Below are 13,532 nucleotides of genomic sequence, written 5' to 3' on the forward strand. Positions count from 1 at the left end.
ATAGATGTCCGTTGTGGCCAAGCCGACAAAGACCTCCAGCTCTCCGACAAACCCACTCATCCCGGGCAAAGCTAAGGATGCCATTGCCCCCATGGTGAACAGGGCAAACACCGTGGGCATCGCCTGCCCCAACCCACCCAACTGATTCATCATCATCGTGCGGGTGCGATCGTAGGTAACGCCTGCCAAGAAAAATAACACCGACGCAATCAGCCCGTGAGACAGCATTTGCAGCATCGCCCCACTCACACCTAAGTCACTATAGGAAGCAATCCCCAGCAGCACAAACCCCATGTGAGAAACTGAGGAATAGGCCAACCGCCGCTTCATATTGGTCTGTGCAAAGGAGTTCAGCGCCCCATAGACGATGTTGACCACCCCTAAAATCGCCAACACCGGCGCAAAATACACATGGGCATGCGGCAACAGTTCCAAGTTCAACCGGATCAGCCCATACCCCCCCATTTTCAGTAACACCCCTGCCAAAATCATCGACACTGGAGAAGACGCTTCGCCGTGGGTGTCCGCCAGCCAAGTATGAAAGGGAAAAATTGCCAATTTGACCCCAAAGGCCACCAGCAGACCAGCATACAAAAACAATTCTAGCCCCAAGGGAAACTGCTTTAACCCTAATTCAGCAATATCAAAGGTGAGCGTATCACCATAGAATCCCATCCCCAGGGCTGCCACCAAAATGAAAATCGAAGCCAGAGCCGTATACATCAAGAATTTTGTCGCTGCATAGCCCCGATTTTGCCCGCCCCAAATGCACACCAGCAGATAGACCGGCACCAGCTCCACTTCCCACATGATGAAAAATAGCATCAGGTCTTGAGCCACAAACACCCCGACCTGGGCGGCATACAGAATTAACATCAGTGCGTAGAACAGGCGCGATCGCCGATCCACCTGCCAGGCGGCAAACATTGACAGCGTCGTCACAAAGCCTGCTAACAGCACCAGCGGAGCCGAAATACCGTCCACCGACAGTGCCCAACTCAAGCCCAACTGCGGTAACCAGATCACCTTTTCCGCCAGTTGAAATGTCGCCTGGCTCGCGTCGTAATGCTGCCAAAAGGTATAGTACATCAGTACAAAATCAGCCAGGCCAACCCCCAAAGCATACCAGCGGACAGTCTTGCCGCTTTTATCAGGGATCAAAGGAATGAACAAAGCGGCCATCAACGGCAGTAGCACGATCACGGTCAGCCAGGGGAACTGTTCCATCATGATAAGAATAAGAATAAATGCCTATCCGTTGAGTTAAGAACATCTTACGCAACTGTGAGACTCATCATCTATCACTCCTTTGCTGATTTGCCATGGACTTAGCATTATGTATCTAGTGTGAAAATTGCCCAATCCCCTCTTTCTTGTGGCTCGCTTGCCGCAGCGGATATACCCCTTCCCTACCCGAGAAAGGGAGCGATTCAATCCATGCAGGCGGGTTTCACACGTGTAGACGCAATTTTAATCGCCGGGCGTGATTTGAGTTTTGTTCCTAAACCACGAACGGTCAGAAGTTGCTGTGGGTGTCATTCGCAGCTTTGAGTCGATCGCGTTTACATTAGACCTGTTGGGTAATAGCGAGAAAAAACGCTGAAACGCTTACACGTAATGGGCTTTAGGCGTTTTTAGAAGAAATCACTAAATTGTTTGTCTGAAGCGGGTTTCGAGGCTTTTTAGTGCTATTACCCAACAATCCTATTAGTCAATGCTATTGGAACCTTGCTATGGTTATCGCTGAGTCAAGAAGGAGGTTTTCAGCAACGTCTAGTCGCAGAAACGAATGATGCTAGATTATTTGCAAAGCTATTTTCCAATCTCTGAAGTTCCACCTAACAATTCAAATGCAGCGGACGATTGAGAAATTCTAGTGAGGTTGTCTAGGGTCCATGCTGCCGCTGATTTGAGCCGTTAGCCAGTAATCTTTTATGACAAAGATTCATGACTTGGAAGATCGAATAAGAGATTTTATTAATAGCGGCAGAAGGCAATCTAATTCACTCAGAGACTCTGCTACATGGAATAAATTATGTAGCTCTCTAGATTTGATTGGAGATACACAAATAGCGATAGATGCATACCCGCAGCTTTTCAGTATGAAAGAACAGGGGGTAAGCTATTTGATTGTTTATGGGATTTTGCAAACACTTTTGTTACAACAAGATGCCGCAAAGCATATCGGAGATGCCTTGAATATCAAGGTAAAGCTCTCAAAGGATTTAGAGGAAATACGAGTAATCAGAAATAATGCTGCGGGTCATCCCAGTTATCAGAGAGAAAATGGTTTATCAAAATCTAGCTTTATTACAAGGATGTCAATATCGCCTACAGGTTTTGAATTAATGACTGTGTACTCGGGTGATAAAGAGTATGAAATGCGTCATGTAGCAATTCCATCTTTGATTGAAAAACAGCAAGTATATTTAGGTGAAATTTTATCAAAAGTTATTGCCGAGCTAGAAAAACAAGAAATGGAACACCGAGCAATGCATAATGACAAAAAATTAGTAGATATCTTTCCGCCCACAATTAGTTATCACTTTAGTAAAATTTATGAAGCTACATATAGCAGAGATAGCTTTTTTCTCGGAACTCCTAACTTAACCATTATTGCTAAATGTGTTGAGAGCTTTAAAGATGAATTATCCATTCGTGATGAATGGGGAGTATACGAGTCAATAGATTATCACTATGAACTGATTGATTACCCTTTAAAGCGTCTGGAATCGTATTTCAAGGGCAATGATTCTATAAATGAGAAAGATGCATACATTTATGCTTCATTTCTCTCGGCTCAATTAAAATCAATACAAGAAATTGCTAAGGAGTTAGATGAGGAGTACGCATCAGCACCGTAAGGCTAACAACCCTGGTGCAGCGGCTTGTATCAATCCGCTTTTAGCATAGCCAAGGTTTTGGCACCGCTGACCAGGAACGTTAGCTCCTCAGACCCGAAAGCAAAAGTCAAGTTTTAGATGAGATCGCTTTGTCTTACAGAACCATTTCTTGGCTCGCAATTTCTGGAATCTTAACGGAGCTAATCGCTAGCTTTTCTTCTATCACGAGTTCTTCCAGCGCTAACGGTTGCTCGTCTAACTTAGCTCCGATCTGGAGGGGAGCTTCTGCGGGTGCAGGTAAGCCATCAGGAGGCGTAATGATCACTGCTTTCGCAGGGAGTGAAGTCGGTCTCAGCTTATCTAGTGCCTGCTTCACAAACATCTGCATAAACGGCAATCGTCGGTTTTGCTCAAAAATGGTCTGCAAGATTTGCTGGAGTCGGTCTCGCTTAATTTCGCTGGACGCTTCACCCTCAAAATATTCGATTAAGGTTAAGCCTGCTAATCGGGTTAAGTAAGCGCCACTGACTCCTTGAATTAAACCACCCGCAATAAAGGTAACTGCATTGGTTTTAAGAATCCCTGCGATCGCTTGCGTCGAGACTTCTACCAATCCTAGTTTCAGCATCAACCCTGCGATCGTCGCTGCAATCGTCTTGGCTTGATCGAGGGAAAACTTACGCTGATACAACTTGCTCAAATCCATTACCATCTGCGCGTTAATCGCTGCCGTTGCCAATAGATCTAGCGCTGGAAATGGATTTGTAAACGCCGTTCCCGCCACAACCCACTGGGCTTGCTCGACGATCGGCATCGCACGATCGCGCCACACTTGGTTGAGAGCCGTCTTCGCTTCAGACTTAACTTCTTTCAAGTTGCTCAGTGAACTGGCAAGAATAAGCTGCTGCCCTTCCTGCATCAAAATCTGATTCAGCCGCTCAATTAAAGGTGAAATCTGCGGATTGGGTTTTTCCAGCCATTCTCTCGTCATCCCATCCGCGAGCAGCTGGCGGACTTTCACCTGGGTTGGGTTAGTTGCGATCGCAAGGACATCTTGCGGGGGGAGCAACTTTTGCACCCGTTGTCGAAGCTGCGTCAAAATAGCTTGCTGATCTTCAGGACGGTACTGATCCTGTTTGTTGAATAGAAGAATCAGCCGCTTTTGAGCCTTTGTAATCCGCTCAATGGCCTGAAGTTCGGTTGCCGTCAGATCTCCATTGGTGACAAACAGCACAAGATCCGATGATCTCGTTAGCTGCCACGCATCCCGCTCTGCGATGATGCCGCCTTCCGTCGCTGCAAATAATTCGGGTGTGTCATTCACCGTCAGCTTGTGCGAAACCTGCGATGCCCAATTTCTTTCTAGCAGCCCAGCTAATGTTGTTTTACCAACCGATTTTCCACCGATGGCAACAAGGCGAATGTCGTCACGCTGAAGTTCTTTTGTGACCTGATTGATCTGCGATCGCAAGTCCGATAACTGCTGAGCACTGCCGTCACTGCTTAGATCCGTCACTTCAAACGCCAGCTGATTGATCACGCTCTCCGCTTCGGTAAGCGCCGTCTTGACCGTGGTTAAAGTAACAGGGGCCGCTTTAGGCTGAAGCGGTTCGATTTTTTGGAATTTCATCACCGCCCAAGCGATGCCACTGCCCAGTACGATCGCAGGCAGCCAGTCTCCCAACAGTTGATTTAACCCATCAAATCCTAGAGCAAGCAGTGTTACCCCCACACCGCCATAAATAAGCGGACGACGCCACTGAACAGCCATTTGCAATACACTTCGCTGACTACTGACTCCCAGGATAAATCAAAGTCTCACGATTCGTGCAGCCTAACTTCTGTATGTGCGAAATCGTTTATTTACTCTCTACAAAAATTGCCTCAGCGCTGCATCCCTGAGTGTCTGCGAGTAAAAGTTTTTATGAGTGAATTCGTAAGTGATTAAAAAAGCGCTCTGGAACATCTAGAACCAGAGCGCTTTTTAACTTAACTTGGTGGCGGGGCATGGATTTGAACCATGGACCTTCGGGTTATGAGCCCGACGAGCTACCAGACTGCTCTACCCCGCGTCGCCTCATCTAGTATAACCACAAAGTTCAAAAGTTGCAATCTTTTCTTTAGAAGGTGAAGATGGAGAGGCTTTTTAACTTAATTAGAGCTACTTAGAGCTATGGCGACTTGGCATTGTATGAAGCAGTGCGGGGCATGTTGTAACCTCGATCCGCGCGATCGCCCCGATCTGGAAGACTATCTGACGCCCGATGAACTGGCGCTTTACCTCAGCATGGTAGGCGAGAATGGCTGGTGCGTGAATTATGACCCGTTTAACCGCGAATGTCGCATTTACGAAGACCGTCCGCGCTTTTGCCGCGTGACGCCAGAGACATTTCAGGACATGTACGACATTGAGCCAGATCAATTAGATGAGTTTGCTATCGCCTGTTGTCACGAGCAGATTGAAGGGGTTTATGGCGATCGCAGCTTAGAACTCCTAAGATTCGAGCGAGAAGTCGGAGTGGGGTAGAGAAATCTTGCCAATGCAAGTAAATTCCTAGATAATGAAAAGAAAATGAAAAGTCTTTCGCATGACAGTAACTCCCCTACCTACATCTGATACATCAAACATAGAGGTTGAGCCTTCTTTGCGGATCATGAGCGAGCAGCCTCTAGAAACCCCAGCGCTATCTACCAAAGGTCATTTCCTGAGCGTATTTGGTTCAACATTCGCCACTATTTTCTTAGCCGAATTGGGTGACAAAACTCAAGTTGCCACCTTGCTAATGAGCGCTCAATCTCACGCGCCTTGGATTGTGTTTGCGGGAGCCGCATCTGCTCTAGTGGCGACGAGTCTAATTGGAGTGATCATTGGGCGCTGGTTATGTCAAAACCTTTCTCCAAAAACTCTTGAGAAAGCGACAGGCTGCTTGCTACTGGTAATCTCAATTCTGTTAGTAATTGATATTGTGAGGATGTAGGGCATGGATTGGCGATTAATGGGAATCAGCTTTGCCACCGTCTTTTTAGCCGAGTTAGGAGACAAAAGCCAGCTTGCTGCGATCGCGCTCAGCAGCAACTCTAAAAATTCTCCTAAAGCAATCTTTTTGGGCACGATCGCAGCCCTGATCTTGGCAAGTGCGATCGGGGTTTTGGTTGGGGAAGGAACCGCTCAGCTTTTACCGACGCGCTGGACGAAGATTATCGCAGCGATCGGATTTGCAGGGATGGCAATTCGTCTACTCTGCTTCCCGTCTGCTGAAGAATCGGAACCTTCGCAGACTCAAACAACTTGCTCTAATCTCACAAAATCCCTTTGAAAACGCAAGCTGGACTCTAAGACAAAGTAAAAGAAGCAAAGTAAAAGCCCCCGGAGTAACCGGAGGCTTACTAGAGTTCACCGCATCCAAATAGCTGCTTAATCAGAAAAAGTAGGTTCGGAAAGCTGATTTACGTTCCACAGCAACAGCATTCCTCCCACAGACAATTTGAAAACCTCGATTAGCCAGTAGCTCACATGAAGCTCATTCATGCCGGTTGAAATACTTGCTGGCTCAAATAAATTGAGTTGTAATCCTAAAGCGCTCATGTGAGGAGTGAGAAAATACGTGCAGGTGAAGCTAGCAATTAGCAACAGCAGCGACAACATCACGTAACTTGATTTGCGAAGAATTCCTAAATGATACTGCACAAAAACGCTGGTTAAAACAAGAGCCGCGCATAGCAGTTCTAGGCGATTAAAGATTCCAAAAAGACTATAGCCAGCAGTCACAAAGTCAGGTTGTGATAACATCCCAGCTTGATAGAGGCTAGGCATAATTACCATGTCTAAAAACAAACTACTACTGATCCAAAAGCCCAAGGTAAAGATGAGAACCTTGTACCAGATGACGGGTTTTGAAGCGACCTGTGAAACCACAGCCATTGGATGAACCTTACATTTCTAATGTTCTGACTTGAGCTTAACAAAACTGGTTTTTAGTTGAATACAAAGCACAAGAAACTTATCAAAATGCTTTCTATCATTTCTTCTTAAACGAAATGGGTTTAGCCTTAAGAAGACCAAACCCATTTCGTTAAATATGCGTACGATAAGGTGAATATTCACTACAACCTACGATATGAAAGAAAATGTGAGAAACGGTTCACTTGCCTCCTTTTCGTAGCAATACAACTTGAGATTCCAGCAACGCACTAAACGAATGTAATCTGAGGTTGTAGAGGCTTTGGGTAGGAAACACAGACCCAAGAGCTAGAGCAGAGATCGAGGAGAAATATATCTCTGTGTCTTGTCTACTAAATTAGCATTACCGACCTGGTAAGTAGCTAGGCGGATTTAAACCGAAAACGCTCAAGTAAGTATCCTCCCGGTTGACTCCGTGCTTCCATTCCTCTGATTACCGCCATGGCTAAATCATACTCATCTTCAAACATCTGCCCTGCAATCTCATGGGCTTTGAGTTGATGCCACTGGTCTTCAATCCGATTCATCTTGGCACTGTACGGCGGCAAGAAAAAGAGCAGCACTCCCTGGTCTTGCCAACGTTGCCAGTGCTCTCGGACGAGGTCACACTTGTGAAATCGAACAGTTATCCTGCACGACGACCGTCAAGCGCCCAGTTTCTTTCAGGGTCAGGGCGGTTTTTTCAGCGATCCAGTCCATCACTTTGATGTAACTTTCGCCAGCAAATCCGCCTTGAGCGAGGGCATCCTCAACGGTTTTGTCGGGTTGCCAGAGTCCCAGAATGCTGATGCGGTTGCCTCTCGTCGGCACTTGTTCCAACTGTTTCTGCGACCCGACTGTCGCTGTAGCTGACCGGACTGTACAAACAGAATCCCGCTTCATCCAGGTACTTCAGGTCAATGTGCCCCTCCTGGGCGGCGAGTTCTAGCGTGGCGAGGTCGGACTGTTTGCGCTGCTGCTGCTCTGGGTCTGGACTTTGTGGTTGAGTATGACGGGTGCGCTTCCATTGGCACCCCTTTTTTGTAGAATCCGGCGGATTCGGTCAGGACTCAGCTTGATGACGCGCTCTTGCTCCAGCAGGGCGGATAATTGGGCACTGTTGTAGGTCCGTCTTAATCTCGCCTACCTATTTAATACAGTAATCAAAGTCGTGAGTTGCGGGATCTACTGCGGTAGTTTTGCAATTTCAATCGTGGATCTCCACTCATGATTGAGTAGATCGCGCAATTTAATGACGCGATCGCAAGTTTTCAATCGTTTAATCAGTACACTAGAGCAGCAAATTTGTTGCACAAAGCAGAATCGATCTTAAATTTTATGCATCTCACAACTGAAACCGCTATTTACGGTTCTCGTTCCGCAAGATGGGTTGCGCATCCATCCGTTGGGTCTATTGATTGATGCCAAACTACACTTAGAGCTATATTCGCATGAGGTAGACCCTTAGCCCGCTTGATGTAGCACCGAACCATAGACTTTAGCCTTAAATTCTAACTTTTGAGGTCGGCAAAGTTGACACGCCTGTAAATCCATCTACAAGCATGAAACGTGAATCATTGAAGAAAACCTTAATCAAAGTATTGTTACCGTTTGGATTGACACTGCTGCTGATCTTCTCTAAAGATTTTCTATTGCAATACACCGTTCAAAATCCTGGTCCGGCAAACAGGGTCGAAATCGGTGCAACATTTATTCAGATGAATGCTGAAGCGTTGAATTTAGATTGGAAAGCTGCATATAAAGAAATTATTAACGATCTCGGCATCAATCATGTTCGGATTCCTGTGTTTTGGGATCAGATCGAATCCGCACCCGGTATTTTTAACTGGAGCGCAATCGATTGGCAGATGAAAGAAGCTGCTAAAGCCAACGCAAACGTGCTTTTAGTTGTGGGACACCGCGTTCCCCGCTATCCAGAATGCTATGCACCCGCATGGACTCAAAACTTTAATGACCAGGAATTTAAGCAATCATTATTGAACATGATAGAAGCAACAGTACTTCACCTAAAAGATTATCCCGCCCTTGAAGCGTGGCAAATCGAGAATGAACCGTTAGCTAAGATTTTAGGCAAGATTTGGGGAGGGCAGACGTGCCGAGAGGTCGCTCCATTCATGACCGAGGAGATTAAATTTGTACGATCGCTTGATCCAACTCACCCAACTGTTGTAACGTTTGCCACAACACCTTGGATGGCTTCACAACTGCGACAAACTCTTAAGTTTGATAGTGATGTTATTGCCGTTACCCTATTCAACAAACTTTTTTTTAGAAGTCCGGTGTTTAACGGATATGTCGAGATGTTTAAGCTAGGATTTATCTCGCCATTGCGGTTGGCCTATCAAAAAGCAGTTGCAGAACATCAGGGAAAACAATTTTGGATTGCAGAACTGCAAGCAGAACCGTGGGGTCCAGATGGTCCTTATCAGTTTGAGCATCCTGAAGATGCATATTTATCCATGAATCCTGAACGCTTAACTGAAACTTGGACATACGCCATGCAAGCTGGGATCTCTAAGCTGTATTTCTGGGGTGCTGAATGGTGGTTAGCTGAGAGAAACAAAGGAAATGCTGTGATGCTGAATGCGGTGAAAAAACTAATGGTCGATCGCAAATAGTCTAATCAATACTGTGGTTCGCGTCGGGCATACTCAGAAAAAACTTCAGCAAACCAATCCATGTCTACCGTAAAGCATTGAATGCTATACTCAAAGCGCTTTTTACCGTCTGATGACTATGACCGATTCACCTCGCGACGTGAATTTAAGATCAGTACTGATCGTCGGAGCGGGTCAAGGCATTGGATTAGAGTTTGTCAAACAATTTTTAAGCACAAATCGCGCCGATCGCCTCTACGCCACCTATCGAAATCCGAAATCAGACCTGGTAACGATCGCAGATCCACGCCTGCGCTGTTTGCCAATGGATATTACCGACGAAACCCAGATCGCGGATGCGATCGCAGAGATTCAAACCGAAACATCCGCGCTGCATTACGTGATCAACTGCGTTGGCATTCTGCACGACTCGATCATGCAGCCTGAAAAAAGCTTGCGTCAGATCAATGCAGAGAACTTACTGCGGTATTTTCAAATTAATAGTGTTGGCGGCGTTTTATTAGCAAAACACGTGCAGCCGTTGTTAAAGCATCGCGATCGTTCTGTCTTCGCGACGATTTCTGCAAAGGTGGGCAGCATTGGTGACAATCACTTAGGCGGATGGTATGGCTATCGCGCCTCTAAAGCAGCTTTAAATATGTTGATGCGAACCACCGCGATCGAATACAAGCGAACCTGTCCACGTGCGATCGTCGTCACCTTGCATCCGGGCACAACCGATACTGAATTATCCCGTCCATTTCAGCGCAACGTACCGCCAGAAAAATTATTTTCCTGCGATCGCACCGTCAAACAACTATTAACTGTTCTCGATGGATTTCAAGAAAGCGATAGCGGTGAATTCTTTTCTTGGGATGGCAGTCGGCTACCTTGGTAAAGATGTAAATCTAATGAATAGTGTGCAAACACCTCCGTCTTCACACTATTCTCTACTGCTGACACTGAAGCGAATCAAACACCCTCTCGGCTTTTTCTCGTGCATCTTGTCCAGTCGTGAGCAAACTAATAATGTATCGATCGGCATTCAAGGTAACAGTGGCACGATACGTCACGCTGATTTTAGACGTAGAAGCAGATTGTTTTGCCCGTCCTTCTCCGATCGTCACCAGAACTGTTTCACCACAAAACTCTTTTGGCTCGATGCGTTCTCTTGTTACCTTAAAGTCTCCCGCATCTCCCAAAGAAATTGTGTCTAAAAATCGCTCAATTCTGCGTTTCTCGCCTTCTTGAACCCCTTTCATGCGGGCGGCCAGTAGCTGAATATCGGGTTGCTCTGCACTGTTGGTAATGAGCGCAACTCTAGCGCCCACAAAGTTTAATCCCAAGACACTCTGAGCATTGGGAATGTTGTATTTAATAATATTGTTCGCGATCGCGTCTGCTTGCTGTGGGCGTTGCCCGTTGGCGATAAATTTCATCGTCAGCCCCAGCGTCCCAACTCCTAGCAGCGCGATCGCGCCGAGCAACACAGCAGTGGATTCCCAAATCGTGACTTTGTACTGAGGAATTTGCGTCATTCCAAACTCACTCCCAAAAATCGATCAAAAAAGCGCGATCGCCAAACCCAACGCACAATAAAACACCACTCTATCGCAGCAAATCCTAGAAAAATGAGATCGGCAGTTTCGAGTGCCGACAATTCAAAGAAAATCCGAACGGGCGGAACGAATAAAATCAGCAAATATACAAAAATAAGTGCCACCGTCACAAACGTATAGCGCCAATCTCCACTCAATGGTTCACCCCCCACCCACGCTGTCGTTGGAGGTTTGAGAAATGGAATTAAAAGCAGTTCGCAGAATACCAAAATGGTTACTAACGCCGTGCGCGGCAGCGTAAAGTCAAGTTCGGTCATGGTGACGTTGAGCGGCAAATCGAGCGCTGCACTGACAAGATAAAACAGATAAATTGTCAGGGCGACTAATGTAATAGACAACGTTGCAGGCAACACAAAATGAAGCAACGAGCGAACCAGGCTTCGTTTTGGTTTTTCTCCAGGCTGCGCCCAAACCGGAATAAATAACGTCGGGATGCCAACGCCAATCAACGTAATAATCGCGCTGTGTTTATTCATGAGCGGAAAACTATCCGCGACGATCGCGGTTGCGAAAATTAGCAGCGTCACGCAGGATAATCGCACCATAAATAACTTCAGCGCGTCTAATACACCGTTGCGAATGCGCTGTCCTTCCAAAAACGTATGCGGCAATGCTTCAAACGAATCTTTTAGCAGCACAATGTCAGCGATTCCCCGAGTTGCTTTACTGCCACTTTCCATCGCAATTCCTAAATTGGCTTGTTTCAGGGAAAGCACGTCATTCACCCCATCTCCGGTCATCGCGACATAATGTCCTGCATCTCGCAAACTCCTCACAAGTTTGGCTTTTTGCTGAGGCGTAATGCGTCCAAACACATTGTACTGACGCGCGGCTTGGGTAAATTGCGCGTTGTCTAACCCAGCTAGTTGCATTCCTGAAATGAGTCTAATTTCATCGCTAAATCCGGCTTGCTTTGCCAATGCCGCTACCGTTTGCGGATTGTCTCCCGAAATAATCTTGATCGTAATTCCCGCTTTGACAAATCCTTGTAGCGTCTCCTGAACAGACGGACGCAACTGATCACTAAAACTCAATACAGCCAAAGGCGTTAGCGCGGCGGGTAAAAATGGAGTCTCGGTTTGAAGCAAGTCTGGACTATGCGCAAACAACACCACTCGCAAGCCTTGTTGCGTGAGTTGCTCAGTCAGTTGTTCAATGTAGTCTGACGCAGACGGACTGAGCGAAAAGCATTTTGTCAGCACTTCTGATGCGCCGAGAAAATACGTTCCAGGAATGTCACGAAAGGAAATGGCGCTCCATTTGCGCTCCGATGAAAATGGAACCTCCGATCGCAGCGATCGCGCATAGCCAGAACAGCTAAGCAAAATCGCCTCGCTGGTACGATTTCCAGCTTGTGTACTCGCGGCGTAATCACCCAGCAAGGTTCGCAGCTCCGATTCAGAGCGCTCGATCGGATAAATTGCGCCTAATTCAATCTGATTTGTGGTCAGCGTTCCAGTTTTGTCTAAACACAGGACATCGACATTACTAAGCGACTCGATCGCATTCGTTTGTTGAATCAAAACGTTTTCGCCCAACATTCTCACCGCACCCGTCGCATACGCTAACGTGATTGCAATCAGCAATCCGGCGGGGACGAGTCCAGCAATAACCGCCGCACGCTGCACCACTTCATTAAAAGGCTGCGATCGACTAATGAATCCAATCCCGACTAACAGCCAAAGAAACAATGCAACCAGCAACAACACTCGAATGATTAAATTAATTTCTTGCTGCAATGGCGTATAGATTTGTCGAAATTCTCTTGCGCCCACCACAAGCTGATAAGCCACTGTTTCGGTTCCCACTTTTTGCGCTTCATAATGAGCGCGTCCACTCGCACAAAAACTGCCCGAATAGACCGGATCGCCCAGTCGTTTAAGAATCAGATCCGATTCGCCGGTCAGCAACGATTCATCGACTTCGATCTGCCCGTCGCAAACAATCTGACCATCAACCAAAATTTGATCTCCTGGACTCACCCGCAGAATATCGCCTAAAACAATTTCGTTCGGGTCAGAGATGAGCGCTTCACCATTGCGAATAATCGTCGCTTGAGGGCGAGAGAGCAACGCGATCTCGTCTAGCTTACGTTTTGCCCAAATTTCCTGAACAATGCCAATAAGGACGCCGCTAAAAATTACAACCGCTACGAAAACGGCATCGCTTGGGCGTTTTAGCACAATAAAAACGCCGCTGATCACAAAAAAAACGGCATTTACAAAGGTAAATAGATTCTCACGAAAGATGCGCCAGTAGGAACGACTTGTCGGCAACGTTACCTGATTGGTGTGGCCCGCAAGCTTTTGTGCGTTGACTTCGCGATCGCTAAGTCCCTGTACCTGTGTCATGAGAAGAGTTTAAGCCCGATTATATTACGCATAATGCCGTGCAGATCAACGGTAAGCATTTGATTGCCAAATTCTATGCAGCTCTACAGAATAATTTAGATTGACAGTAATTTAGCTCTTTAGATCTACAGTAGGACTTGCAACCGCAGAATGGAGTTCCA

General features: G+C 46.6%; 13 protein-coding genes and 1 tRNA gene. 6 read left to right on the forward strand and 8 right to left on the reverse strand.

Annotation, left to right across the window (positions count from 1 at the left end; translation table 11 throughout):
- Window positions 1-1,230, reverse strand: a 1,230-nt coding sequence (locus tag AC5JLB_RS06115) for an NAD(P)H-quinone oxidoreductase subunit 4 (protein ID WP_495872959.1), incomplete at its 3' end; no start/stop codon positions are given.
- A 704-nt stretch (window positions 1,231-1,934) separates the two neighbouring features.
- Between AC5JLB_RS06115 and AC5JLB_RS06120 the strand changes: the two genes are divergently transcribed.
- A complete protein-coding gene (locus AC5JLB_RS06120; protein ID WP_495872960.1) occupies window positions 1,935-2,864 on the forward strand; it encodes a hypothetical protein in 930 nt (309 codons plus the stop codon).
- 133 nt (window positions 2,865-2,997) lie between these two features.
- Here AC5JLB_RS06120 and AC5JLB_RS06125 read toward each other — a convergent pair whose 3' ends face one another.
- Together AC5JLB_RS06125 and AC5JLB_RS06130 are read right to left on the reverse strand one after the other, a co-directional pair.
- A complete protein-coding gene (locus tag AC5JLB_RS06125; RefSeq protein WP_495872961.1) occupies window positions 2,998-4,614 on the reverse strand; it encodes a YcjF family protein in 1,617 nt (538 codons plus the stop codon).
- 224 nt (window positions 4,615-4,838) lie between these two features.
- Window positions 4,839-4,915, reverse strand: a tRNA-Met gene (locus tag AC5JLB_RS06130).
- Window positions 4,916-5,016: 101 nt separating this feature from the next.
- Here AC5JLB_RS06130 and AC5JLB_RS06135 point away from each other — a divergent pair.
- From AC5JLB_RS06135 to AC5JLB_RS06145, 3 genes are all read left to right on the forward strand, one after another.
- Window positions 5,017-5,370, forward strand: coding sequence for a YkgJ family cysteine cluster protein (locus AC5JLB_RS06135; RefSeq protein ID WP_495872962.1), 354 nt, complete (start codon window positions 5,017-5,019; stop codon window positions 5,368-5,370).
- A 127-nt stretch (window positions 5,371-5,497) separates the two neighbouring features.
- Window positions 5,498-5,821, forward strand: coding sequence for a TMEM165/GDT1 family protein (locus AC5JLB_RS06140; RefSeq protein ID WP_495872963.1), 324 nt, complete (start codon window positions 5,498-5,500; stop codon window positions 5,819-5,821).
- A gap of 3 nt (window positions 5,822-5,824) precedes the next feature.
- Window positions 5,825-6,160 (forward strand): TMEM165/GDT1 family protein, encoded by a 336-nt coding sequence (locus AC5JLB_RS06145; RefSeq protein ID WP_495872964.1) that lies wholly within the window; start codon window positions 5,825-5,827, stop codon window positions 6,158-6,160.
- A 98-nt stretch (window positions 6,161-6,258) separates the two neighbouring features.
- Here the strand turns inward: AC5JLB_RS06145 and AC5JLB_RS06150 are convergent, their stop codons facing one another.
- The 3 genes from AC5JLB_RS06150 to AC5JLB_RS06160 form a co-directional block, all read right to left on the reverse strand.
- Window positions 6,259-6,765 carry a hypothetical protein gene (locus AC5JLB_RS06150; protein WP_495872965.1) on the reverse strand — a complete coding sequence of 169 codons (507 nt, stop codon included), beginning with the start codon at window positions 6,763-6,765 and terminating at the stop codon, window positions 6,259-6,261.
- Between the two features lie 401 nt (window positions 6,766-7,166).
- On the reverse strand, window positions 7,167-7,367 hold the full coding sequence (locus tag AC5JLB_RS06155; protein ID WP_495872966.1) for a hypothetical protein: 201 nt from the start codon (window positions 7,365-7,367) through the stop codon (window positions 7,167-7,169).
- A 40-nt stretch (window positions 7,368-7,407) separates the two neighbouring features.
- Window positions 7,408-7,686, reverse strand: a complete 279-nt coding sequence (locus AC5JLB_RS06160) for a hypothetical protein (protein ID WP_495872967.1) — start codon at window positions 7,684-7,686, stop codon at window positions 7,408-7,410.
- A 659-nt stretch (window positions 7,687-8,345) separates the two neighbouring features.
- On the opposite strand from AC5JLB_RS06160, the gene AC5JLB_RS06165 reads away from it, so the two are divergent.
- Together AC5JLB_RS06165 and AC5JLB_RS06170 are read left to right on the forward strand one after the other, a co-directional pair.
- Window positions 8,346-9,422 (forward strand): cellulase family glycosylhydrolase, encoded by a 1,077-nt coding sequence (locus tag AC5JLB_RS06165; protein WP_495872968.1) that lies wholly within the window; start codon window positions 8,346-8,348, stop codon window positions 9,420-9,422.
- A 118-nt stretch (window positions 9,423-9,540) separates the two neighbouring features.
- Complete coding sequence (locus tag AC5JLB_RS06170; RefSeq protein ID WP_495872969.1) at window positions 9,541-10,299, forward strand: SDR family NAD(P)-dependent oxidoreductase; 759 nt, start codon at window positions 9,541-9,543, stop codon at window positions 10,297-10,299.
- 52 nt (window positions 10,300-10,351) lie between these two features.
- Here AC5JLB_RS06170 and AC5JLB_RS06175 read toward each other — a convergent pair whose 3' ends face one another.
- Together AC5JLB_RS06175 and AC5JLB_RS06180 are read right to left on the reverse strand one after the other, a co-directional pair.
- Window positions 10,352-10,939 carry a hypothetical protein gene (locus AC5JLB_RS06175; RefSeq protein ID WP_495872970.1) on the reverse strand — a complete coding sequence of 196 codons (588 nt, stop codon included), beginning with the start codon at window positions 10,937-10,939 and terminating at the stop codon, window positions 10,352-10,354.
- Window positions 10,936-13,371, reverse strand: a complete 2,436-nt coding sequence (locus tag AC5JLB_RS06180) for an HAD-IC family P-type ATPase (RefSeq protein ID WP_495872971.1) — start codon at window positions 13,369-13,371, stop codon at window positions 10,936-10,938. The genes AC5JLB_RS06175 and AC5JLB_RS06180 overlap by 4 nt, the downstream gene beginning before the upstream one ends.
- Window positions 13,372-13,532: the final 161 nt, after the last annotated feature.

This window comes from Myxacorys chilensis, from assembly GCF_059505265.1.

Bases quoted from the DNA above. Each gene is read 5' to 3' on its own strand.
- AC5JLB_RS06145 (WP_495872964.1), top strand. From the start codon at position 5,825: ATGGATTGGCGATTAATGGGAATCAGCTTTGCCACCGTCTTTTTAGCC.
- AC5JLB_RS06165 (WP_495872968.1), top strand. From the start codon at position 8,346: ATGAAACGTGAATCATTGAAGAAAACCTTAATCAAAGTATTGTTACCG.
- AC5JLB_RS06175 (WP_495872970.1), bottom strand. From the start codon at position 10,939: ATGACGCAAATTCCTCAGTACAAAGTCACGATTTGGGAATCCACTGCT.
- AC5JLB_RS06160 (WP_495872967.1), bottom strand. From the start codon at position 7,686: ATGAAGCGGGATTCTGTTTGTACAGTCCGGTCAGCTACAGCGACAGTC.
- AC5JLB_RS06120 (WP_495872960.1), top strand. From the start codon at position 1,935: ATGACAAAGATTCATGACTTGGAAGATCGAATAAGAGATTTTATTAAT.
- AC5JLB_RS06125 (WP_495872961.1), bottom strand. From the start codon at position 4,614: ATGGCTGTTCAGTGGCGTCGTCCGCTTATTTATGGCGGTGTGGGGGTA.
- AC5JLB_RS06140 (WP_495872963.1), top strand. From the start codon at position 5,498: ATGAGCGAGCAGCCTCTAGAAACCCCAGCGCTATCTACCAAAGGTCAT.
- AC5JLB_RS06135 (WP_495872962.1), top strand. From the start codon at position 5,017: ATGGCGACTTGGCATTGTATGAAGCAGTGCGGGGCATGTTGTAACCTC.
- AC5JLB_RS06180 (WP_495872971.1), bottom strand. From the start codon at position 13,371: ATGACACAGGTACAGGGACTTAGCGATCGCGAAGTCAACGCACAAAAG.
- AC5JLB_RS06150 (WP_495872965.1), bottom strand. From the start codon at position 6,765: ATGGCTGTGGTTTCACAGGTCGCTTCAAAACCCGTCATCTGGTACAAG.
- AC5JLB_RS06170 (WP_495872969.1), top strand. From the start codon at position 9,541: ATGACCGATTCACCTCGCGACGTGAATTTAAGATCAGTACTGATCGTC.